Annotated in this window: 19 protein-coding genes; 9 read left to right on the top strand and 10 right to left on the bottom strand. The window is 56.2% G+C overall.

What is annotated here, in order from left to right; translation table 11 throughout:
* Nucleotides 1-124: 124 nt before the first annotated feature.
* Nucleotides 125-1,633: an amidophosphoribosyltransferase gene (gene purF / locus LEPIL_RS15745; RefSeq protein WP_002773918.1), complete on the bottom strand. Its 1,509-nt coding sequence runs from the start codon at nt 1,631-1,633 to the stop codon at nt 125-127.
* 131 nt (nt 1,634-1,764) lie between these two features.
* Between purF and LEPIL_RS22415 the strand changes: the two genes are divergently transcribed.
* Nucleotides 1,765-3,534 carry a patatin-like phospholipase family protein gene (locus tag LEPIL_RS22415; RefSeq protein ID WP_169314826.1) on the top strand — a complete coding sequence of 590 codons (1,770 nt, stop codon included), beginning with the start codon at nt 1,765-1,767 and terminating at the stop codon, nt 3,532-3,534.
* Here LEPIL_RS22415 and LEPIL_RS15735 read toward each other — a convergent pair.
* The gene (locus tag LEPIL_RS15735; RefSeq protein WP_002773916.1) at nt 3,449-5,551 is read right to left on the bottom strand and encodes a putative bifunctional diguanylate cyclase/phosphodiesterase; all 2,103 of its coding nucleotides are present in this window, start codon (nt 5,549-5,551) and stop codon (nt 3,449-3,451) included. The genes LEPIL_RS22415 and LEPIL_RS15735 overlap by 86 nt on opposite strands.
* A 144-nt stretch (nt 5,552-5,695) precedes the next feature.
* On the opposite strand from LEPIL_RS15735, the gene LEPIL_RS15730 reads away from it, so the two are divergent.
* On the top strand, nt 5,696-6,982 hold the full coding sequence (locus LEPIL_RS15730; protein ID WP_002773915.1) for a sterol desaturase family protein: 1,287 nt from the start codon (nt 5,696-5,698) through the stop codon (nt 6,980-6,982).
* Between the two features lie 291 nt (nt 6,983-7,273).
* Nucleotides 7,274-7,420: a hypothetical protein gene (locus LEPIL_RS15725; RefSeq protein ID WP_002773914.1), complete on the top strand. Its 147-nt coding sequence runs from the start codon at nt 7,274-7,276 to the stop codon at nt 7,418-7,420.
* A 15-nt stretch (nt 7,421-7,435) separates the two neighbouring features.
* Here the strand turns inward: LEPIL_RS15725 and LEPIL_RS15720 are convergent, their stop codons facing one another.
* Nucleotides 7,436-7,984 carry a YceI family protein gene (locus LEPIL_RS15720; RefSeq protein ID WP_002773913.1) on the bottom strand — a complete coding sequence of 183 codons (549 nt, stop codon included), beginning with the start codon at nt 7,982-7,984 and terminating at the stop codon, nt 7,436-7,438.
* A gap of 65 nt (nt 7,985-8,049) precedes the next feature.
* Between LEPIL_RS15720 and LEPIL_RS15715 the strand changes: the two genes are divergently transcribed.
* Together LEPIL_RS15715 and murA are read left to right on the top strand one after the other, a co-directional pair.
* Nucleotides 8,050-9,102, top strand: a complete 1,053-nt coding sequence (locus tag LEPIL_RS15715; RefSeq protein WP_002773911.1) for a zinc-binding dehydrogenase — start codon at nt 8,050-8,052, stop codon at nt 9,100-9,102.
* 394 nt (nt 9,103-9,496) lie between these two features.
* Nucleotides 9,497-10,813 carry a UDP-N-acetylglucosamine 1-carboxyvinyltransferase gene (murA, locus tag LEPIL_RS15710; protein WP_002773910.1) on the top strand — a complete coding sequence of 439 codons (1,317 nt, stop codon included), beginning with the start codon at nt 9,497-9,499 and terminating at the stop codon, nt 10,811-10,813.
* A gap of 152 nt (nt 10,814-10,965) precedes the next feature.
* Here murA and LEPIL_RS15705 read toward each other — a convergent pair whose 3' ends face one another.
* On the bottom strand, nt 10,966-12,813 hold the full coding sequence (locus LEPIL_RS15705; RefSeq protein WP_002773909.1) for a sensor domain-containing protein: 1,848 nt from the start codon (nt 12,811-12,813) through the stop codon (nt 10,966-10,968).
* Nucleotides 12,814-13,010: 197 nt separating this feature from the next.
* Between LEPIL_RS15705 and LEPIL_RS15700 the strand changes: the two genes are divergently transcribed.
* From LEPIL_RS15700 to LEPIL_RS15685, 4 genes are all read left to right on the top strand, one after another.
* Nucleotides 13,011-13,562, top strand: coding sequence for an RNA 2'-phosphotransferase (locus LEPIL_RS15700; protein ID WP_002773908.1), 552 nt, complete (start codon nt 13,011-13,013; stop codon nt 13,560-13,562).
* A 7-nt stretch (nt 13,563-13,569) separates the two neighbouring features.
* Nucleotides 13,570-14,163, top strand: a complete 594-nt coding sequence (gene ybiA, locus LEPIL_RS15695; RefSeq protein WP_002773905.1) for a riboflavin biosynthesis intermediates N-glycosidase — start codon at nt 13,570-13,572, stop codon at nt 14,161-14,163.
* An 80-nt stretch (nt 14,164-14,243) separates the two neighbouring features.
* Nucleotides 14,244-15,215: an NAD(P)-dependent alcohol dehydrogenase gene (locus LEPIL_RS15690; protein WP_002773902.1), complete on the top strand. Its 972-nt coding sequence runs from the start codon at nt 14,244-14,246 to the stop codon at nt 15,213-15,215.
* A gap of 80 nt (nt 15,216-15,295) precedes the next feature.
* Nucleotides 15,296-15,829 carry a TIGR00645 family protein gene (locus LEPIL_RS15685; protein WP_002773900.1) on the top strand — a complete coding sequence of 178 codons (534 nt, stop codon included), beginning with the start codon at nt 15,296-15,298 and terminating at the stop codon, nt 15,827-15,829.
* Nucleotides 15,830-15,885: 56 nt separating this feature from the next.
* Here LEPIL_RS15685 and serB read toward each other — a convergent pair whose 3' ends face one another.
* The 6 genes from serB to LEPIL_RS22405 all read right to left on the bottom strand — a co-directional run bounded on the left by serB (nt 15,886) and on the right by LEPIL_RS22405 (nt 23,524).
* Nucleotides 15,886-17,094: a phosphoserine phosphatase SerB gene (gene serB / locus LEPIL_RS15680; RefSeq protein WP_002773899.1), complete on the bottom strand. Its 1,209-nt coding sequence runs from the start codon at nt 17,092-17,094 to the stop codon at nt 15,886-15,888.
* Between the two features lie 65 nt (nt 17,095-17,159).
* A complete protein-coding gene (locus tag LEPIL_RS22410; protein WP_002773898.1) occupies nt 17,160-17,873 on the bottom strand; it encodes a histidine phosphatase family protein in 714 nt (237 codons plus the stop codon).
* Entirely contained in the window at nt 17,870-18,265 is a 396-nt protein-coding gene (locus tag LEPIL_RS15670; protein WP_002773897.1) for a DUF6285 domain-containing protein, read from the bottom strand. The genes LEPIL_RS22410 and LEPIL_RS15670 overlap by 4 nt, the downstream gene beginning before the upstream one ends.
* Nucleotides 18,255-19,274: a phosphotransferase family protein gene (locus tag LEPIL_RS15665; RefSeq protein ID WP_002773896.1), complete on the bottom strand. Its 1,020-nt coding sequence runs from the start codon at nt 19,272-19,274 to the stop codon at nt 18,255-18,257. Before LEPIL_RS15665 ends, LEPIL_RS15670 begins: the two co-directional genes overlap by 11 nt.
* A 95-nt stretch (nt 19,275-19,369) precedes the next feature.
* On the bottom strand, nt 19,370-20,308 hold the full coding sequence (locus LEPIL_RS15660; RefSeq protein ID WP_157135097.1) for a TerC/Alx family metal homeostasis membrane protein: 939 nt from the start codon (nt 20,306-20,308) through the stop codon (nt 19,370-19,372).
* A gap of 63 nt (nt 20,309-20,371) precedes the next feature.
* Nucleotides 20,372-23,524 carry a DEAD/DEAH box helicase gene (locus LEPIL_RS22405; RefSeq protein ID WP_002773894.1) on the bottom strand — a complete coding sequence of 1,051 codons (3,153 nt, stop codon included), beginning with the start codon at nt 23,522-23,524 and terminating at the stop codon, nt 20,372-20,374.
* Nucleotides 23,525-23,586: the final 62 nt, after the last annotated feature.

Raw genomic sequence — 23,586 nt, 5'->3', positions numbered from 1 at the left:
GTTAAGAGCTTTCTTTAGCTACAGGTCAGTGCACGATTGAGCGATCTGAACTGAAACGGAATTTTGGTTCAGAAAAAATCCGGGTTTGCATATCACGATTTGCCTGGTGTAATGGCGTTCAGTTTCACCTGACCTCTTCGATCATGAACTCCGTAAAAAGATCCTTCTGGTTTCCGTATTCGCTTGAATCGAAGAGGATCGGATAACGCCCCGTAAAGCAGGCGTCGCACCAGCGATTCGAGGCGACGCCGGGAATCTCCATGGCGCGCAGGGCGCTTTCGACGCTCATGTAGCCGAGCGAATCGACGCGCAGGTATTTCTGGATCTCTTCGGGCGTATGCGACGAGGCGATGAGCTCGTTTCGCGTGGGGATGTCGATACCGTAAAAGCAGGGGAATCGCGTCGGCGGAGCCGAGATGCGCATGTGGATCTCTTTTGCTCCGGCGTTTTTCATCATCTTGATGAGCTTGCGTGACGTCGTGCCGCGCATGATCGAATCGTCTACAAGGACGATGCGCTTGCCTTCGATGGCCGAACGCACGACGTTATACTTGATGCGCGCTCCGAAGTCGCGGATCTTCTGTTCGGGCTCGATAAACGTGCGGCCGATGTAGTGCGAGCGGATCAGGCCGGTGACGTAAGGCAATCCGCTCTGTTCGGCGTAGCCGAGGGCGGCGACGACAGAGGAGTCGGGAACGGCGACGACACAATCGGCATCGACGGGATGTTCGAGGGCAAGCTCGCGACCGAGATTCTTGCGTACCTCATAGACCGATCGGTTAAAGATATAGGAGTCGGGACGTGAGAAGTAGATGTTCTCGAAGATGCAGAGCGACTCGGGCGTTTCTCCAAACGGATGAAAGCTCTCAACGCCCTGGTCGGTGACGCGTACGATCTCGCCCGGTTCGATATCGCGTTCGTATTCGACGTCGGTGATGTCGAAGGCGCACGTTTCAGAGGCGAAGACGACGGCGCCCGACTTCTTATGGCGGCCCATGACAAGCGGACGAAATCCCATCGGATCGCGCGCTGCATAGAGTGCGGTGGACGTGAGAACGAGAAGGCTGTAGGCGCCTTCGATGCGGCGAAGGGCGGCGATGAAAGCGTCAAGGAAGTCGGTGAGTCCGCTTCGCGCCATCAGATGAAAGATGACCTCAGAATCGACGGTGGTCTGAAAGATAGAGCCGTTACGTTCGAGCTCTTTGCGCACGTCCCATCCGTTTACAAGGTTGCCGTTATGGGCCAGCGCAAAGCTGCCCAGATTGGAGTCGACCCGGATCGGCTGTGCGTTGCGCAGAAACGAAGCGCCTGTGGTAGAATAGCGGTTATGACCGATGGCGGCATGGCCGTAGAGTTGATCGAGCTTCTCTTTCTCGAAAACATGGGCGACCTGGCCCATGCCGGCATAGCGATACAGACGTTCGCCATCAGAAGAGACGATACCGGCGCTTTCCTGGCCGCGGTGTTGCAGAGCATAAAGGCCGAGATAGGTGTAATTGGATGCTTCTTCAGATCCGAAAATACCATACACACCGCATTCGTCTTTAGGTTTGCCATCTTCTGGCAGGCGTCGACGCCCGCAGAGAGTTTTGCCCGAAGAAGGGCAATTCCGATGGGAGGTGCTATGTTTCATGTTAGATCACGGGGAGATGACAGATCCAAAAAAATCGAACCATGACGGAATTCAACCAGGATACCCACATTTTGCGAAACTTTTTCCTCCATATTCCTCTGTTCCGCAGCCTCGGCGGAGCTCCGACCGAGATGGAGGAACTCATCCGCAGCAGCGAAATGCGTATGATCCGGCGGGGGGAGTTCCTCTTTCGCCGGGGGGACGCCTCGGACCGCATCTATATCGTGCATTCCGGCGAGATCGGCATCTATCAGGGCGAGAAGCTCATCGCCCTGCAGCGGCGTGGAAGCATCTGCGGCGAGGTCAGCCTGCTTTCGGGCAGCGGGCATTCGTCGTCGGCCCGGGCGATGTTTGACTGCTCGGTTATCGTCATCCCGGGCGAGAGCTTTGTACGCCTGATCGAGTCGGTGCCGTCGGTGGGGCGGGAGCTCATCCGCATCCTGTCAGAGAGGTTTCGCGGCACGCTCGATGCGCCGGCCGACCTGCATCCGGGGCGCATCTGCTCGGTCAGCTACCCCGAACAGGAAGAGCGATCCGGGCGGATGGTCTTCAGCCTGGCCCTGGCCGTCCGTGAAGAAGGGCAGCGCGTCGTCATCCTGACCCTGAACGAGAGCTCGCCGCTGATTTTCGAGAAGGACCGGAACTTGATCGAGCAGCTACAGGGCCCCGAATCCGGTCGGAGTTCCGACCTGCCTGTCATCCTGAACCTCGAACCGCTTCTCGTCGACGGGCAGGAGGAGCAGCTGCGCCTCAACCTGCACGACCTGCTCTCGGGCCTGCGCCGCACCTTCGATCTCGTGCTTGTCGACCTCGCAAACCGGCCTTCCCCGGCTGCGCAGGCCATGCTCGACGACGCCGACGAAAGCCTGGTCTTTTACCGAAAAGAGCGGCCGGCCGCCTCTGTGGGTCGGGCGATTCGCGAGACAAACGTCGATCGCCGACAGAAGCCCGGCGAGCTGCCTGTTTTTCAGGGCTGGAGGATGGATCCCGTCGTGAATGGCGCCACGCGTCGGCTGGCCCGGCAGCTGCTACAGAGCTCGCGCGGGCTCTGCCTTGGAGGCGGCGGCGCCAGGGCCCTGGCGCATGCCGGCTGCCTTGACGTCTTCGAGCAAGAAGGCCTCGAATTCGATGCCGTCAGCGGATCATCGATGGGAGCCGTCATCGGCGCTCTCTATGCCCTGCAGCTTCCGGCGAAAGAGATCCGCAAGATGATCGGCCGCTACCTCTTTCATTCCGATGCCATCCTCGATAAAAGGCTGCCTTTTGTCAGTTTCTTCGGCGGCCACCGGCTGGCCGACCTTTTGCGAAGCGTCTTTCGGGGCATTCGCATCGAAGATATGCCTTTGCCGTTTTTCTGCAATGCCGCCGATCTGAAAAGCGGGCAGATGGTGATGTTTGATTCCGGATGGCTGGATTTTGCCCTGCGCTGTACGGTCAGCCTTCCGGGGATTTATCCGCCTGTCGAGTGGAACGGACGCACGCTTGTAGATGGAAGCGTGATGAATAACCTTCCCGGCGAGATTCTGCGGCAGAACGGATTGTCGCACGTTGTGGGCATCAACGTGTCTCCGGTCGCCGATCCGCTCTCAGCGCGGACGGGCGTGAATCGACGCGAGGGCTTGAAAGGCGTGTACCGCTTTGTGAATCTGCCGCCCATTCTAAAAATCGTGAATCGCTCGATCTCGGTGGCAAACCGGGAGCTTTTGAAATTCCGATTGAACGATTTCGACTTTTTACTGAATCCCGACGTCGGCTCTTTTGATCTGTTCGATTTTCACAGGCAGCGAGAGATCCTGCATGCCGGCTACGAGGAGGCTAACCGTCAACTGAATGGGCTTCGGGAAGCCCTTCGCCTGCCGGCCGGGGAACAAAGAAACGGAAACGCCCGCGGATCAGGCTGAGCGTCTCGGCGAAGGGAAGCGGTCGGGAACAGAAGTATCCCTGCAAATAATCTGAACCGAGACGAGAGACCATATGCGCCGTCTCCTGGTCCTCGACGCCTTCGGCGATGATCTTGAGGCCAAGCGCCTTACCAAGAACAATTACGGAGCGGGCGATGACCTGACTGCGTTCGTCGAAGGAAATATCCTTCACGAAGGACTGATCGATCTTCAGATAGGCGGCCGGCAAATGCTTGAGGTAGCTGAGCGACGAATAACCGGTGCCGAAGTCGTCGATGGCAAAAAGGAATCCGCGCTCGCTCATCGAATTCAGGATGCGGATCATCTTCTCGGGCTGCTGCATGAGCGCCGTTTCGGTGATTTCGATAATGATCTGCTGCGGATGCAGGCCGTACCGGGTCACGATGTCGGTGATCTGACGTAGAAAGCTTGAGTCAAGCAGCTGAATCAACGAAACGTTGATCGTAATCTTCAGATCGGGGACGCTATCACCCAGCTCGTCGATGATTTGCCGAAAATCGGCCGTGACGCGCTCGAATACAAAATAACCAAGCTCCCGGATCAACCCCGACTCTTCAAGTAACGGAATGATCTCGGCCGTACTGGCTCGCATGCCTTCTTTGCCGCGCCAGCGCACAAGCGATTCCATGTGCGAGAGCATTCCCGTATCGACGTCGATGATGGGCTGGTAGACGGTGAAGAAGTCGTCGGCGACGAGATGTTTGCGGAACGTATGATGAAGGTAGTTCATGAGCACCGTCTTGCGCTTCATCTCGTCACGCAGCGTGTCGCTGAACATCATGAAGGTATTCTTGCCCGATCGCTTCGCCTGGTACATGGCCAGGTCGGAATGCATGAGCAGTTCGTGAAACGTCGTTCCATCTTCTGGAAAAAGGGCAAGGCCCATGCTGACGCCGATATGGTGATGGATGCCGTCGATATTGAAATCCTGCGACACGTAGTGAATGATGCGGTCGCAGAGAATCTGAAGTGCCGTGATGTCACGGTAGTCGTGAACGAAAACGGCGAACTCATCGCCGCCGATGCGAGCAAAGATACCGTTTCCTGGAATCAGCGAGGTAATGCGGCCGGTTACAAGCTGCAGCATTCGGTCGCCGACATTATGCCCGAAGGTTTCGTTGACGTATTTGAAGCCGTCAAGGTCCATAAAGATCATCGCTCCAGGCGTATTGAACTGAAGCTGATGCTGCACGGCCTCTTCAAAGGCCGCTCGATTGCGGATGCCGGTCAATGAATCTCTGTAGGCAAGCGTGCCGATCTTGGACGCCATGCGGTTGAAGCGTTCTCCAAGAGCGGCGATCTCGTCGCGACCGAAAAGTTCGGCCCGCACATCGAGCTCTCCGCGGCTCAGAGCTTCGGTCGTTTCCATGAGGCTGTTCAGGCGGTTATGATACAGGCGCATGTAGAGGAATCCAAAGACAAGAAGCGGCAGCCCGACGACGGCAAGGGCAGGCAGGACGAAAGAGAGCAGATTCCGGTCGAAAGAGTACAGCATGTCAGAGAGATCGAGCACGTAGATGACGTGGCCGTGCTGCATATCGTTTCTGTAAGGTCTGTAGAGGATCTGTCGGCTGCCCGAGTCGATGTACGAGGTCTGTGCAGCGTCTATACTCTGTTCGATGCGCTGACGATTGATCCCTCTGGCCAGGCGAAGCAGCTCAAAGACCTCGTCGACGGGCTGTCCGGCGAGCAGGCGCTGATTGGAATACTGCACGATGCCTTTTTGATCGGTGATCAGCACGATGCCCGTATCGGATGGCCGAACGAGCATCGAAAAGCTCTTTTCGAAAAGCTGACTGTCGTTTTCGAGAAGATGGGTGAGTACTTCGATAGAATGCTGTGCGGTGCTGCGGTGCAGATCTATGGCGTTCTTGCGATAGCCCGATCTGTAAAGCGCCAGAAGTGCAACCAGCGAGACGGAAAAACCGACGAGCAACAGAATCGGAATCAGACGGCGAAGAGGGAATAATGTAAGCTTACGTAAAAGGTCATGCATAAAAACGGCGCAAAAATCCAGCGTAAACGAGAGAACTGCGAGAGGGCTACCGTTCAAGCACTTTAGACGACAAAAATCCTCGATTTACGCTTGTTTCTTGTGCAAGAATCGCTAATTTCAGTCAAAAAAAAGGTTCATGCGAATATGGAAACAAAACTCATCACGTATGCCATTCCGGTCTTCTTCCTGTTGATCGGAATCGAGCTACTCTATTCGATTCTCAGCAAAAAAAGGCTGTATCGTCTGCACGATTCGATCAGCGATCTCAGCACGGGCGTAGGCAATCAGATCGCCGGCCTTTTCTTTAAAGGCTTTACAATCCTCGCCTACATCTATCTGTACGAGAACGTCCGGCTCTTCGATTTCGGCTTTGAAACGCCCCTGCATGCGGGCATCGCCTGGGTGTCGGCATTCTTGCTTTACGATTTCTGCTACTACTGGATGCACCGGATGAGCCATGAATGGAATCTGCTCTGGGCCGGTCACGTTGTGCATCACAGCAGCGAGGAATATAACCTCACCGTCGCCCTCAGGCAACCGGCCTTTCATGGCCTCTTCACCTGGGTTTTCTATCTACCTCTCGCCGTTGTGGGTTTTGATCCGGCTTTTTTTATCGTTCATGGACAGATCAACCTCATCTATCAATTCTGGATTCATACGCGCGCCGTTCCGAAGATGGGATTCCTTGAATGGTTTTTGAATACGCCATCCCACCATCGCGTGCATCACGGTCGCAATCCCCGTTATATTGATAAGAATCACGGAGGAACGCTCATCATCTGGGATCGTCTGTTCGGTACGTTTCAGGAAGAGGATGAAGAGCCCGCTTATGGCATTGTGAAGCCGCTACGCAGTTGGAACCCCGTCTGGGCTAACATACATCATTTCGCCGATCTCTTTCACTTCTGCTGGCATGCAAAGAGCTGGAAGGATCGGTTTCAGGTGTGGTTTCGTCCTCCAGGATGGCGTCCTGATAACATGAAGGACTATAAATTTCCCGCTGAGGCGGCCGTTGAAACCAGTGAAGAGACGCTTTATGACCGTTTTGACACTCGAACACCGCCGATCATCAGTTATTACGGGTTGATCTGGTTCATTTTTGCCACGGCAGCGACCTTTATCGTCCTCTTGAGCATAAAAAATCTCTCAATGACCTTCGTTGCAGCGGTGTCGGCGCTTGTCGTCTGGACGTTGATGAACGTCGGAGGCATGATGGAGTTGAAGAAGTGGGCCTATTACTCCGAGGTGATTCGCCTGATAGCGATCGGAGTGCTTCCATTCTTCGTTACACTGACGCCTTCGTGGCTTCCCTTCGCCGTCGTGATCGTATCTCTGCTGTCATTGATCGTCATCTTCATGCATAGAAGAGCGCCTGGCACCGATATCACCGTTACTCTGACGCATCAAGAGTTGCAGAAGTCCGCCATGTAACCCCTTGAAGAAGATATAACGAGCATGATATGATGTGTCATCGCATGCTCATTATATCTTCCGGATCGTTATAGTTTCATAACAACCTTGTATAAAAAAAATTTCCCGATAGTTGGAAAAAATTCATGAATGAATTGACAATAACTTACTCACTGAAAAAAAGAAGAGTCATAAGTGACATAAGATGGTGATCGGATCAAGCAACAGTGTAAGAACAGTAGATCGCCTTCGAAGTCATGGTTACGAAAGAAACAGTTTGATAACACTATAACCGGTCAGAGAGAATAGAACATGGCAACGAAAAAAGCAACGAAGAAGGCAGCTAAAAAGACTGCTAAGAAAAAAGCAACGAAGAAGGCTGCAAAGAAGTCGGCCAAAAAAACCGCTAAGAAAAAAGCCTCCAAGAAGAAGGCTGCAAAAAAACGAGCCGCTCTCTGAGAGAGCGGCCTTCTGTCATCTGACCAATACGATGTTATATTCGAGGGTGACCTCATCGTTGATAATCGTATTGGTCAGAATATTCCCGTTCACACCAAAATCCTTCCGGTTCACAACCACCGTTCCCTTCGCCTGCACTCCCACCCAGTCCGCTTTTAACTGAATCGGCTCCTGATATTCTTTTCGAATACCACGAATTTCCAGAGCAAAGTGCACGTAGTAGTCGCCGTCATCCTCAGAGATACCGAGCACGTCGACATAGGCCTTCGGATATTTCTGGACGTCAAAGAAATCGGCCTCTTTCAGATGGCTGTCACGCTTCGTTTTGCCCGTTTCGAGGCTATCGATAAGGACGGCAAGGCGGCCTTTCAGGCTTTCCGGGCGTCCGTTAAATTCAATGGATTCGAGTTCGATTGTGTGGAAGCTACCCGTAACGTTCTCCAGGGTGGCCTGCACGTGAAACTTCACGGTAGAGGCCGGATCCAGCTTGAAGATCGGCGTCTGCGCCATCAGAGGGGCGCCGACGATCAAAAAGAAAGCCGGCAGGATTCGGGCAAATTTCATAGGTTTCATCTCCGGTCGATTGGACGCACGTTGCGTTCTCAAGATCGGTAAAAAGGGAGTTCTGTATGCACCGTCACGTCCTTTTTCTGCCCCGCGCCGGGAATCTGAACGATCTGAAAATGCGTCAGGAACCGGTCGGAGTTCCGACCTCGGGGAGTGTTCGGGTCAAAATCAGCCACAGCGGCCTCAATCTGGCCGACGTATTCGCCTGTCTGGGGCTGTATTCGGCCACTCCGACGGGGGAATTCGTCCCCGGACTGGAGTTTTCGGGCATCGTCGAACAGGTCGGAACTCCGACGTCGGAACTCCGCCCCGGAGATCGCGTCTGGGGGTTCTCGCGATTCGGAGCCTACGCCTCGCATATCGACGCCGACCCGCGCTACCTGCGAAAAATCCCCGACGGATGGAGCCTTGCTGAGGCCGCTGCCTTTCCCGTGCAGGCACTGACAGCGTGGTACGGGCTCGCCGAGCTGGGAGCCCTGCATGCCGGACAGCGCGTGCTTGTGCAGTCGGCAGCCGGTGGTGTCGGCCTGCATGCGTTGCAGATCGTTCAATGGAAGCAGGCCCATGCCATCGCCGTCATCGGCCGACCCGAGAAGGCCGATCTGCTCATGAAGGAGTTTGGACTCTCGGCCGATCAGATTGTTTTGCGTCCTTCGGGCTGGCGTGCCGGAGCGGAGTTCGGTCGCCGCCTTGCTGACGCCTTGGGGCCGTCTGGCCGTCAGCTTGATCTTGTGCTTGATGCCGTAGCGGGCCCGTTCTTTCGTCCGGCCTTTGAGCGGCTTGCTCCAGGAGGACGTTATCTGCTTTTCGGAGCCGCCGACTTCATGCCCACCGGCTCGCGTCGGGGCTGGCTGCGCCTTGCCTATCAGTATATGAAGCGCTACCGACCCGATCCGTTAAGCATGATCTCTGATAACAGAGCCATCTTTGGCTTTAATCTGATCTGGCTCTATGATCGGGTCGATGAGATGGCGGCGATGCTCGGTCCGATGATGCAGCTTCCCTGGCGCAGGCCGGTCATCGATTCCATATTCCCCGCAGCAAAGGCCCTTGATGCCCTGCAGCATCTGAAGTCGGGCAGAACGACAGGCAAGGTTCTGTTGGAGTGGGAGTAAGGCCGTAGCGCTCCCTCCCGAAGTTTCACCCGCACCAGTCCTGGTTCGAGCCGGTGCGGGTGGAACGGAACTCCAGGCATGGAGCGATGCAGCCGGTATTGGGTTAGGCGGGAGTATCATTGGATTCAACTGTTTTTTATTCGCCCTGAATCCAGCCCGTCGGCTCACCCCTGAGAGCGGAGCCACGGATTTTCATGAACTCCACTCGCCTCACAAGTATTCCCGTAGCCCAAAGCCCAGCCCGCCCGCTCCCCCTGCGTAGCGGAGCAGGAGTGCGGAGCGGCGACGATTGACGCAGGAGCGCGTCACCTCGTCGCACGCAGGGGGAGCGGGCGGGCCTCTACGGGCCTTATTCTGGGTTGCGTGCGCTCCGGTTTACGGGGTAATGGCGCCTATGAGTACGGACAGACAGATCTTTCGAGTACGCGGCGGACGTCCGTTAAACGGCGTCGTTCGACCACAGGGGAATAAAAACGAGGCCCTGCCGGTGCTTGCTGCCGCCTGTCTGACCGACGAAGCGCTCACATTCGAGAATCTGCCCGACATCGAGGACGTACGGCAGATGCTTGAGATCCTCAAGGCCATCGGCGTCGAGGTGCGTTATCCAGATCCGTCGCGCACCGATCTCGTCGAGGTGCAGGCACGCACCGCTCCGGCATCGGATATTCCCGGCTCGCTCTCGGCCCTTCTTCGTGGATCGGTTACGCTTGCCGGGCCGCTTCTTGCGCGCACCGGTCGTGTGTTTCTGCCGCGTCCGGGCGGAGATCGCATCGGACGTCGTCGCCTCGATACGCACATCCTGGCGCTGCAGGCGCTCGGCGCAAAGATCAAGATCTTTCCCGACGGCTACGAGTTAACCGCCGACCGGCTTGTCGGCGCCGATATTCTGCTTGATGAGGCGTCGGTCACCGGAACGGAGAACGCCGTCTGCGCGGCCGCCTTCGCCGAAGGTGAGACGATCATCCGACATGCGGCGTGCGAACCGCACGTGCAGAACCTCTGTCATCTGCTTGTGAAGATGGGAGCGCAGATCGACGGCATCGGCTCGAACATCCTGCGTGTGCGCGGAGTGGGATCGCTTCACGGCGCCACGCATCGCATCGGCCCGGATTATCTTGAAGTCGGATCTTTTCTCGCTCTTGGCGCCGTCACCGGCGGAGATCTGTGGATCGAAGATCCGGATATCGAAAACATGCGCATGATCCGGCTTGTCTTTTCGCGGTTAGGCATCGAGGCTCGCGAAGAGCTGAAGGACGGACAGACATGTCTGCACGTTCCGCCCGATCAATCGCGCGAGATCCTCATGGATTTAGGCGGAGCGATTCCGCACATCGACTCGGCGCCCTGGCCCGGGTTCCCCGCCGATATGACGTCCGTCGCTCTTGTGACGGCGACACAGTGCAAGGGCACCGTGCTTCTGCATGAGAAGCTCTTTGAATCCCGTCTGTTCTTTACCGACCGCCTCATCTCGATGGGAGCGCGCATCGTGCTCTGCGATCCGCATCGCGCCATCATCATGGGCCCGACGCCGCTTTTTGGCGCCGTCGTATCGAGCCCTGACATCCGTGCCGGTATGGCCATGCTCATCGCCGCCCTCTGCGCTCAGGGCGAGTCGGTGATACAGAACATCAACCAGATCGATCGCGGCTTCTCGAACATCGACGGCCGCCTGATCGCACTGGGAGCCGATATCAGGCGAGAAGAGGCTTAGGCGACCTTGAAGACTGATGGCAAACAGAGTTCGGTTTCTCCTTCGACTGCCTTGCTCAATCAGAGGCTCGGTACCTCGCCCGCTCTCTTGCCCTCGCCGCTCTCACACTTATACCCGATCTCATCTTCAATTGCCTGGTTCAGTCAACCGCCCTATGGACCACCGTAAAATGCGATCTGATTCTTGCCGGCCCGCTTTGCCGAATACATGGCCGTATCGGCCTGCTGGATAACCATATCGGCGTCGGTTTCGTTTCGTAGCAGTCGTATGCCGATGCTGCAACTGCATGCATGCTCATAACGTCGGGCGGCCTGTTCGTCTGTCAGGGTTAATGAATACGGAAGACCGATGGCCGACCGGATCTTCTCGGCAATGCCCGTGGCCTCTTTTAATGCTTGTTCACGATGCGGATCAAGCCCTGTAAGAAGGACGACGAATTCATCCCCTCCGATGCGAGCGACGATATCGCTACTGCGCACCGTACGGCGTAATCGGTCGGCGATCTCGACCAGGAAAACATCGCCCGTCTGATGTCCGAATCGGTCGTTCAGCGGTTTGAAATCGTCGAGGTCAAGAAGCAGGATCGCCGTATGTCGCTCTCGCTTTCCGCTGAGCATTGCGTGCAGGGCATCCATAAGCTGCCTGCGGTTCGGCAGATGTGTGAGCGGATCGTGATTGGCAAGGATGCGCATCTCTTCTTCTGCATGGCTGAGATCGGTGATGTCGGTATAAATGATCAGAGCTTCTTCTCCAGGAAGCGGGATGCCATCGATCTCAAAGATATGGTCGCCCCTGTGTTGCCGGGCGAGGTGGACGGTTCTGGCCTTTTCAAGCTTTTCGAGAAAGAAATCAAGGGCTTCCTGTTCGGTCAGGCCCGGATAGTCCCCGCGGGCATGGTTAAACCGGACCACATCATCGAACAGGATGTCGTTCCGCTTTAGAAAGTGGTCCGGATACTGAAGCAGCTCTTCGTATCGTTTATTCCATAAGATGAGCCGTCTGTCTGAATCGAAGAGGGCTATGCCGCTTGGATGAAGATTGATGACGGCCTGCATTCGTCCTCTCTGCCGTTCGAGATCTTCACGGGCTTTCAAAAGCTCCGTGATGTCCATCGTCGAGACGACGGAGCATTCGATGCCATGCAGTGAGGCCGCTCTCGCCGAAAGAAGCAACTCACGAAGCTCACCGTTTTTCTTCCGCAATGTGGCGTGAAATCCGTGCAGCGATTCGCCTTTTCGCAGATGAGCGATCATCTCGTCTCGCTGCTCTGGAATGGCCCAGACGCCGAGCTCAACCGTCGTGTGACCGATCATTTCTTCGCGCGAAAATCCGGAGAGCTGCAAGAAGTGGTCGTTTACCTCTTCTATATGGCCGTTTCTCATCTGCGCGATGACGATGCCGACGAGGCTGTTGTCGAAGATGCCTCGCATGCGCAGCTCGCTTTCGCGCAGATCCCTTCGCGCCTTTTCGCGCTCGGTGACGTCTTCAACGACGACGATGGGGATCATGGTGCCGTCGACGGCAGCGGCTGAGCCGAAGATCTCGACCGTCAGCTCCGTTCCGTCTTTGTGAATTCCTCGCGCCTGGTAAGAGACTCGTTCGTTCTTAAGCGGTCTTCGTCGACGAAGGTTGGAGGCGACGATCTCTCGATCTTCGGGAGCGGCAAGATCCATCGGGCTGAGCCTTTGCAGTTCTTCGGGCGTATATCCGAAAATCTGACAGAAGCGGTGATTCGTGAAGACGAACCGCTCCTCTTCGATGAGCGCAATGCCCATAAGAGATTGTCGGATCAAGGCCTGGTGAATCGCCTGCTTGTAGCGATCGTCCATCTGGCTGTAGCGGCGATTCTTCGATGCCGCAATCGCCCGCTTGATGCGCGTTGCCGAATCGATCACCTCGGCAAGAAGGTCTTCGCTTTCGGCCGGAAATGAGGCACCGGTATCTGCGGCCTGACTCATGCGAATGAGCAGAGAGCGTAGTTCCTGGAGGCTTTCGCGCATGTGTTAATCCACGTTCGGGGCAGCCGGATTAGAGATCCAGGTAGTCCGGTAGGAATGCAAGGGAATCGCCCGCTGTTTCATGCCGCAGTTGCTCCGAGCTTTATATTATATCATCATTCGAAATCCGTCAATCCAGAAGGATATTTTCTTGCGCGTCTGAGACATTATGTAAGGAAGAAGCTTTGATGTTCTGACTTATGGAAAAGCGGCTTATCAACAAAAGTAAGTTCCTCAGTCTTGTGCTTAGACACCGGCCCGAGGCAATCGACATAGCGCTCGATGAAAATGGCTGGGTCTCTATCGACGTGTTACTGCAGGCGCTTGCGTCTTCTGGAACACCGATCAACTCTGATGAGCTCAAGCAGATCGTACGCGAGAATAACAAGAAGCGGTTCACGATCAGCGAAGATGGCGCCCGGATCCGGGCCGCTCAGGGCCACTCCATTGATGTTGATCCAAAGCTCCAGCCCGTAGAACCGCCATCGGTGCTGTATCACGGTACGGTGGCCGAGTTCGTTCCGTCGATCAGACAAGAGGGATTGCGTCGTCGCAGCCGACAGTTTGTTCATCTTTCCGCTGATAAAGAAACGGCCCGAGCGGTAGGCATGCGCCGCGGCAGGCCGATCGTTTTGCGCGTTGATGCCGGCTCGATGAACGCCGGCGAGCATGCGTTTTTCCTGTCTGAAAACGGCGTATGGTTAACGGAGCATGTGCCGGCTCGGTTCATAGTTTTTCCGGCAGAGGGATAAAGGGAGTATGAGTGACTCTTCTGATCAAATATACTCGATGGCCAATCTGAGGCGGAGTATCAAACAAAGCGAGCCCCCGGCTTTCCTGTTTTTCTGGGGGCACACTTCGAGAGACGTCGCTCAAATCGGCAAAGAATGCTTGAGTCAGTGGTACCGTCGCGCCTTTCTTTTCGAAGGCCTCTCTTTCCCTACTGCGGAGCACTGGATGATGTATGAGAAGGCCAGGCTGTTTCAAGATGAGAGTATTATGCTGTCAATGCTTGATGACGAGAATCCCGCGGTAGCGAAAAAACTCGGTCGGCAGATCCGGAGGTTTGATGAAGAGACCTGGAATCGGGAAAAGGGTCGCATTGTTTTCGAGGGGAATCTGCATAAGTTCTCTCAAAATCCAGAGCTTGCCGACTTCCTGTTTTCAACTGGCGATCGTGTGCTTGTAGAAGCAAGCCCCGATGACAGCATCTGGGGTATCGGTCTGAACGAGCAAGTGGCCCGGATTACAGCACCCGATCAGTGGCCAGGCGAGAACCTGCTCGGTTTTGCTCTTATGCGCGTGCGCGATGCATTGCGAGTGAAAAGTAAAAAGAATGAACGCGGACTCTGAATAGCTGTCGATGTAGATAAGTGATTCCGGATCAGCGAACAGCGAATTTCAACTAACCGAATCTCTCTCAGGATATCATCATGAAAGCCATTGTTTTCGAAAAATACGGACCGCCGGAAGTTTTGCAGATGCGAGAGGTCGCCAGGCCCACTCCCGGCGAGCGCGATGTTTTGATTCGCGTTCGAGCGGTTTCGTTGAATGCGGCCGACTGGCGTATGATGAGGGCCGATCCTTTTCTTGCCCGCCTGTATTCCGGTCTTTTGCGGCCGAAGCGTATCACTACGTTAGGCGCCGATGTGGCCGGAGTCGTCGAAGCGGTCGGTTCTCAGGTAAGGCGCTTTGAACCCGGCGACGAGGTTTTTGGAGACGTCTTCGCTTCGAATTTCGGCGGCCTTGCCGAATTCAAATGCGCCGGCGAAGATGAGCTGATCCTGAAGCCACAGAACATCTCTTTTGAAGAGGCGGCCGCTCTTCCTCTTGCCGGCATGACGGCCCTGCATGCGCTGCGTGATGCGGCGAACGTGCAGTCGGGGCAACAGGTTCTGATCAACGGAGCGTCGGGCGGAGTGGGAACCTACGCTATTCAGATCGCTCGCCATCTTGGCGCCGAGGTCACGGCCGTTTGTAGCGGCGCGAAGCAGCAGCTTGCCCGATCGCTCGGTGCACACAACGTCATTGATTATGCGAAAGAGGATTTCACGAAATCCGGCAGGTTATACGATGCCATCATCGGAGTGAACGGCTTTCGATCGCTTGACGAGTACAGACGATGCCTTACGCCGTCGGGCATCTATGCTATGGTCGGTGGTGACGGTCGTCAGCTTTTCCAGGCGCTGCTTCTCGGCCCGCTTTATTCTCTCGCTTCAAAGAAGAAGATTGTGACCGTATCGTCGAAGCCGAATCGAGCCGACCTTGAGCTGCTGAGCGATTTGCTCGCACAGGGCAAGATTCGCTCTGTGATCGATCGACGTTATCCGCTTGAAGAATCGGCTGAGGCGATGCGATATCTCGAAGCCGGACATGCGGCGGGTAAGGTCATCGTTACGGTATAGGACGGGGCTATCCAGATTTTGGCCTCAGACCGACGGGATTTTGCTTTTCGGGAGGAAGGCTTCTCGAAATCTGCATCGTCATGAAGAATCGTATCGAGCACGTTCTTGAACGCATCATCTTTGCCAGTCGATGGGTGCAGCTTCCTCTCTATATCGGCTTGATCGCTGCGGCGCTTCTGTATTCTTATAAGTTTTATATCGAGCTCTGGCATCTTTTTTCGCATATCGATTCCATCAGCGAAGAGATGCTGATGCTCGCCGTTCTCGGATTGATCGACGTTACGATGGTGGCCAACCTGCTCATTATGGTCATCATCGGAGGATATTCGACGTTCGTCAGCAGACTGGAAACCGATGAGCACCGGGATCATCCGGAATGGCTTGAGAAGATCGGCGCCGGCACGTTAAAGGTTAAACTTGCCGGTGCTCTTGCCGGCGTATCGGGCATTCATCTGCTCAAAAGCTTCGTAAACATCGCCAATCGCGATACCGAGCAGGTGATGTGGCAGGTCATTATCCACGCCGTTTTTCTCGTATCGACGATCGCGCTTGCCTGGGCCGATCGCATCATGCATAGCGATCATGGCTCGCCTGACGAGAACCATGATCACTGATTAAGAAGCTGTCCCGGGGCGGGTTCTGAAACGAAGGATCGATTTTACCGCGTTTCTTATACGTCTCGATCTCGCACGCCGAGCAGATAGAGAATCCCGTCCAGACCGAGATTCGATATAGCATGGCTGGCGCTTTTGCGCACAAGCGGCTTGGCCTGAAAGGCGATGCCTAATCCGGCCAGGCCGATCATCGGCAGATCGTTTGCTCCGTCGCCGACGGCGATGACCTGTTCCAGACGGATGCCTTCCTGTTCGGCGATCTGCTTTAAGAGATCGGCCTTGCGCTGTCCGTTGACGATGGGTTCGCGCACCTCGCCCGTGACGACGCCGTTTTCGATGACGAGCTCGTTCGCATGAAGATAATCGATGCCCAGGCGCTGTTGCAGTCGGCGGCCGAAGAAGGTGAATCCGCCTGAAAGGATGGCCGTCTTCAGTCCCATGCCCTTTAAAGCGCGGATCAGCTCTTCGGCGCCTTCGGTGAGAGAGATGCGTTCGACGATGCTGTCGAGACGGGATTCGGATAACCCTTTCAGTAGGGCGACCCGGCGGCGGAAGCTTTCGTTGAAGTCGATCTCCCCGCGCATGGCGCTTTCGGTGATGGCGACGACCTGTTCGCCGACGCCGGCCTCGCGGGCCAGCTCGTCGATGACCTCGGCCTGAATCAGCGTGCTATCCATATCGAAGCAGACCAGGCGGCGATTGCGTCGATAGCGGTCGTCTTTTTGAAAGGAGACGTCCATGCCCAGGTCCTGGGCCAGCGCAAGAAACGCAAGACGCATGGCCGCGGCATCGGCGGGTTCGCCCCGCACCTGAAATTCGACGCCGGCACGTGGGCGCTCCGGTGGATGGCGGAGCGAGAAGCGTCCCGAAAGACGTGTTATTCCCTGGATGTTCAGCCCGTTTTCGGATATGATGGTCGTGAGTTGGTGGATCTGTTCGGCTGTGATGCTTCGCGAAAGCGCCGTAATGATATAGCGCTCTTTTCCCTGTGCGTTAACCCACAGCTCGTAATCGTCTTCGGATATGGGAGTGAACTTCAGCTGTAATCCCATTTCGTGCGTGCGAAAGAGCAGATCCTTGAGCACGGGCGCCGATTCCGATTCGGGCGGAATCTGAATCAAGAGCCCGAGCGAAAGATGGTTATGGATGACGGCCTGGCCGATATCGAGCACTCGCACGCCGTAGCGGCCGAGGATTTCGGTGACGGAACGGGTAATGCCGGCGCGATCGGGCCCGGAGACATTGACGAGGACGATGGTGCTCACCAAAACAGCTCGGTCAGATGCGAGCTGCTGTAAAGCAGGAAATGGACGGATGCACTCCCGATTTCTTACAGCAGCGTCAGCATCGATGGATCGCGAAGATGCGGCACGGCGTTAAACATGACCGGCTCAAGAACCTCGCTTTCAAATCCGCGATCCGAGCGCCGCACGATCGTAATCGAACTGTTGTAGATCGGTTGTAGAAGCTTGAGCGATTCTACGGGCTTCATGCCGAAGGCGGCGCCGGCGGCAAGGGCGATCGGAGTGGCCGAGCTGACGACAAGCAGACGTCCGTGGTGCGGCAGGGCAGAGAACCCTTCAAGCACCGAAGCGGCCCAGGACTGAAAGCCGTGTTCGCCGGGCTCGAAGGCCCAGTATTCGAGGAAATGGCGCATCACTTTAAAGAACAGAGGCTTTCCCGTTTCTACCGAGTCGCTCCACTCGTTCTGCCATCGGTCAAAGACGCCGCGGAATTCTTCGTTTGATTCGCGCAGTTTTGCCGCGACGCGGATCACCTGTCTGGGCGAAAACTCGTTCAGGGCCTCGCGAACGTCGATCTGGTCGGTCGGGGATTCGGTTAAACCTTCAAGGATGGTCGAAAGCGTTTCCTGCTGGCGACGCAGCGATCCCGAAAAAGCCGCATCGAAGCGGATCTGCATCTGTCGCAGATAATCGCCGAGCGCCTTCGCCTGGGCGAACCCCTGCTGCGTGAGGCAATCGTATTCGCCTTCGACGCCCGCTCGTCCGTGTCGAACGATCCAGATCTCGTTAACCTGAGTCATTCGTCGGCCTGAAAGCGGGGATTCGAGACGCGCAGCTTCGCCGCCACGGATTCTTTTACGGTCTTCCAGACAAGGCTGCCCGTATCGACGATGCGTTCGTTACGGATCTTCTCGGCCAGATCGGAGGTGAGCCGTCCGAGAAGGTTGCGTTTCTCCTGAAAGGAAAGTCCTGTCGGAATCTTTTCGCCGAGAAGCGGCGCCATGCGTTCCAGCTCGGCCGAAATCGTCTCTTCTTCGGATTTGATCTCGCGCGAGATCACGCCCAGCATATTCCAGCTGACGAGAGTCTTGTAGGCAAGCAGGTCGTTCTCGCGAATCTCGGGCAGGATCTCTTTCATCAAGAAATCCTGCACTGCTTCAAGCAGATCTTCGGCCTTCGGTTTATCCTGCATGTTCGATTAACCTCATCATTTCAAATTCCATCTCGCCCGTGCGTCGTCCTATCGAAGCGAATTCGATACCTCGGTCTTTACCCGACAGATGACGTTCGGCCTGCTGAATCGATCCTACGGCCCAGCGAACGTTACCCATCACCTCCCAGAAAAGGACGCGTTGGACGTCGACCTTTACTCCTGAGTGGCGCTCGTAGGCTTCATAAAAGGCGTCGCGATCGGCGAAGCCGCCGACCTCTTTCTTGATGACGCCGAAGCGCCAGTCGAGCATGCACAGCCAGCTAATATCTTCATGCCGGTCGCCCCAGTGAGCGAATTCCCAGTCGACGACGCCCTGCAATCCTTCGGGCGAAACGAGAAAGTTACCCGTACGGAAGTCGCCATGAATCAATACGACGTCGTCGGCTTCGGGGGCGTTTGCATCAAGCCAGTTCAGAGCCAGTTCAATCGCCGGATGTGCCTCGTCGAATTGTGAGAGCTCGTCGCGAATCTCGCGCACCGCCTCAAGGGCGAGCGTGCGCGCATCGCGACGCGGTAAAAAATCGAGATCGAGCGATTTCTCGCTCTGCTTGATGGAATGAAGACGGGCCAGGCTTGCAGCCAGCTCATCGTGCAGCTTCTTGCGAGCTTCGGCGATGCTGCGATCCTTTACGATGAAGCGACCGGCGGCGTTACCGTTGATCCGCTGCATGAAGTAGAACGGAGCGCCGATGGCGTCGGCGTTCTCTTCTGGCCAGAATACGCGCGGCGTGCGAACTCCGGCATCGAAGGCGGTGCCGGCGATGCGGAATTCGTTCATGCGCGAAAGCGACGAGAGCAGCGATCCGCCTCGATCGGTGCGCATGACGAGATCGTAGGAGCCGGCCTCGGGCCCGCCGCTGACCTCAAGCTTTACGAGATGATTCTCCTGGCAGGCGCCGCCGGAGAGCAGTTTCATATCGAGGATCTGTACCTTTCCCTGCAGGCGCTTCGAAAGATAGGTCTCGATTTTTTCGCGTAAATCTGGCATCGGTATCAGCGGAGCCTGCTTGACTGCGCTGTCAACTCAGAACCCGTCCCGGACGGGCTCTGAGCGGCCGGTCAATCCGATTATCGCGGGCTCTGTTACCTGCGACGTTCTTCGAGTCGGTTGACGTACCAGGAGGTAAGCGCCGCCGTCGTCAGCACTCCGATGATCACAAGCAGCGAGATCCAGGCCGGAATGTGATACCACTCGACGATGAGCATCTTGATGCCGACGTAGCCGAGGATGACGGCGAGGCCGGGCTTCAGATAGCGCAGATTCTTCACCCAGTGTGCGATGACGAAATAGAGAGATCGCAATCCGAGGATGGCCAGGATGTTTGAAGCGAAGGCGATAAACGGATCACGTGTTACCGCGAACACGGCCGGAATCGAATCGACGGCGAAGATGATATCGCTCGTTTCAACAAGAAGCAGAGCGGCGAAAAGAGGCGTTGCCGCGCGGCGACCGTGTTCGCGAACAAAGAAGGCCTGGCCTTCGATCTTCGATGTGACGGGCACGATCTTCTTTAAGTATCGGATAACGACGTGTTCGACCTCTTCGACCTCTTCTTTCTCTTCGCGCAGGAACTTGATGGCCGAGATGATAAGAATGGCTCCGAAGATGTAAAGCACCCAGCTGAAGCGGTGAATGAGCTCCGCTCCGATAATGATGAAGATGCCCCGGAAGATGATGGCGCCGAGAACTCCCCAGAAAAGGACGCGGTGCTGGTATTTCGCGGGAATCTTCATCGATTCGAAAAGAAGCAGGATGACAAAAACGTTATCCATGCTCAGGCTTTTCTCGATCACGTAGCCGGTGAGGAATTCCGTGCCGGCCGTCGTGCCGTATTCAAGACCGAACCAGAGGTTGAAAGATAGGGCGACGCCGATCCAGAGCGCCGTGTTTAAGAGAGCGGAGCGCATGCTCTCTTCTTTCGCCGTACGATGCAGCAGGGCGACATCGATAAAGATAAGAATCAGGATACCGATAAGGAAGGCGAGCCAGAGCCAGTCCGGAGCCATGCTATGCGTGATCATGTGCATGAGCCGGAGTAGTCCTGGCCGTAGCGCTGGCAAGTCCGATGTCGATTTTTTGAGTCGTCAATCGGTCGAGAGCAGAGCAAGCAGCTCGTCACGGTCAAAAGGCACGGCGCCTTTCTGCGAAGAGCCGAAAAGGTCGTCGAAAAGCTGCCGTTTCTTCTGTTGAAGCTTCGCCACCTTCTCTTCGACCGAGTTCTCGCTGAAGAAGCGATACACAAAGACGGGATGTTTCTGTCCCATGCGGTGGGCCCGCGCCGTCGCCTGCTCTTCAACCGCCGGATTCCACCAGGGATCAAGATGCAGCACCGTGTCGGCCCGGTGCAGCGTCAGGGCCGTACCGCCGGCGCGAAGACTGATCAAGAAATACGGAACGTCGCCCTCCTGAAATTCGCGCACACGACGCTCGCGCTGTGTCGCCGTCGTCGACCCGTCAAGACGCAGATACGGTCGCCGGGTGCCTTTTCGTCCTTCGTGTCTCGCATCGAGAAAGCGCCCGAACATATCGAGCATGTCTGTAAACTGACTGAAAACGAGAATGCCGCGAGCCGTCTCTTCAAGCTCGTCGGCCATCTCGGCATACGACAGAATCTTGCCCGATTCAAGCGGATCGGCCTTTGCATCGCCTAACTCTGGATGGCAGGCGATGCGACGCAGCTTCATCAGATGCGGAAGCATCTGCATCAGGTAGTCTCGCCCGGCCTTTTTCAAAGCTTCGACGGCCTCTCGTCTCGCTCGTTCGTAGGCGAGGGCCTGCCTCTGCGTCATCGGAATACGCAGATCCTGCTCTGTGCGCGCAGGTAGATCTTTGAGCACGGCGTCGCGTGTGCGGCGCAGAATAAAAGGAGCGATGCGCCGTTTCAGGGCGTCTTTGCGATCCTCGTCAAGCGTCTGCCCGAAAAGCGATCGAAAGGAGCTTCGCGTGCCGAGCAGGCCGGGCAGGATCAGATCCATAAGGCTCCATATCTCGAGCGGATGGTTCTCAAGAGGCGTGCCTGTTAAACAGAAGAAGGTACGGCTCTGAATCGAGCGCATACTGCGCGAAGCGGCGGAGCGATGATTCTTCAACGTCTGCGCCTCGTCGATCAGCACCGTCTCGAAGGAAAGATCGGCGAAAAGTTCGAGGTCTTTCTGTAGCGTGCCGTAGGTCGTCAGCATGATGCCGCGCTCGGCGGGAAACTGGTCCTTGCGCGACGTTCCATGCCAGGTTTGCAGAAGCAGCTTCGGACAGAAGCGCTCCGTTTCAAGACGCCAGACGGATAACGCACCCGGCGGACAGACGATGAGATAGCGTCCGGGCTTCTGATGTTCGAGCGTATGCAAGAAGGCGAGACCCTGCACGGTCTTGCCGAGACCCATATCGTCGGCGAGCACGGCGCCCACACCCGCCGCATGACGTTCGAGAAGAAACTGCACTCCCGTTACCTGATACGGACGCAGCTTTGCGCCGAAGCCTTCGGCAACGGAGAATCTCACGGTCGATGCCTGTTCATCGCGATGCGCCCATCGTAGCAACCGAGCGCGCAGCTCGCCGCCTAACCGCTCGGTGCGAGCTTCCTGCTCGGCAAGAAGAGCCGTCGCCTGGCCGATCGAGATCTTCTCGACGGTGCCGTCCTTTTTATTCTTAAGACCGAGCGAATCGAGCGTTTGCAAAATTCGATCGATCTGCAGATCTTCAAGACGAATCCATCGGCCGTCGCTCAGAAGCAGATGCGACTGGCGGTTTCGCGCCGCAGTCAGGGCACGCTCCATTTCTTCGGCCGAGAGGCCCGGAATCTCGATGCGCCCGTCGAACCAATCGGTGCCCGACGACGTTTGCAGTTGAAAAACGGACTGCGTGTGCCGGATCTTCAGCGACATCAGTTCCGCCGGCATCTGCACGACGACGCCGGCTTTCTGATAGGCGCCTAACTGTTCGTGAAAGAAGGTCAGTATCTTGCCTTTAAAGATGCGTTTGCTCCCGTTCTGCGTCAGCATCGAGGCAAGCGGCTCGAAGATCTTCCGTTCTTTCTTGGCGTTTCGTTTTGCCGGGATGCCTTCCGGGCTGACTCCGATGGGCTCATTTGTGCGAGGCGTATTGCTCAGCGTGAACGGAGCGAAAACGGCGGCCTCCTGAAGGCCTGCGGGCGTTGCATCTCGCTCGGGCTCGATCGCATGAGAGAAATAGGCGAAGCGAAACTGCAGCTGCAATCCGACAAGGTCGTCTTTATCGACGATGGGATCGACGAAAAGAAGAGGCAGCGGTCCGTGCTCTTTGATCTCAGGGAGCGCCTCCAGTCCGCGCACCTTCTGGCGGCGCAGTTCGGGAAGCATCTCAAGTAACGTCTTCAGTGGATGAGTGATCTCGGTCCTCTGCAAAAGAGCAAGCTGATCGGGAGCAGGCAGCCCGAGCCGCATCATTAACCCGTCCTTGCTTTCACGGGCGAGCAGATAACTGGCTACCTTCTTCCCGCCCACCGCTGCAAATTCGTCGTTGAGCTCGACCGATGCAGAAAGGCGGCCGCTATCGCCGTGCAGATCGAGCGTGAAGACGGGAGGAATCGTATCGGCCATCGTAACGGGCGCATCGTCAAGATAAAGCGGATGATCGCCGACAAGTCGGTGGATAACCTCAAACTGATAGGGGATGGATAACCCGTGCTCTTTCTGTCTGTAATAATAGTCGAGTGTGCCGTGAGGCATCCATTCAAGCAGATCGTCGATGCCGTCGGGATGTATCTCTTTGCCCGTGTCGTCGCGAAAGCCGATCCAGAAGCGGTCCGATCCGCTTCGAAACTGATAGACGAGAGTCGGCGTCGGTCCGCTCTGCTTTTTTCGCGCGGCTCGATATGGTTCGTGTGTGCGAGTGCGGCCGTACCGGTGGTCGGTTTTGAGATCGTCCGTATCTCCGTCTTTGTATTGTATCTGATGTGACGCTTGCAGACGCTGGCCATTCTTGCCCGAAAGATGGTCGAGCAAAACGAGCGTTAAGGCCACCACATGCTTGCACGGCGACGGAGCGGGACAGTTGCATTCATACATGCCCTGCTGCGGATCGATCCAGACGTCATACTCGTTCATGCCGTGGGCGATGCCGCTCCATCCGCGACGTTCTTTCGTCAGATCAGAGATACGATCGTCGTCATGGTATTCGACTCCGCGCTCATACGTGCGGCCCTGCGCGCGGCCTTTTATAATGCGAAGCAACTGAACTGTCTGGTCAAGAGCCGAAGACATAAAACGGAAGGGGACAATCGACGGTCCTCCTGTCCAACGAAAAAAGGGCCCGCAGGCCCTTT

The organism is Leptonema illini DSM 21528 (genome assembly GCF_000243335.1).
GTDB lineage: Bacteria > Spirochaetota > Leptospiria > Leptospirales > Leptonemataceae > Leptonema > Leptonema illini.
This window is presented reverse-complemented; position numbering and strand designations above follow the sequence as displayed.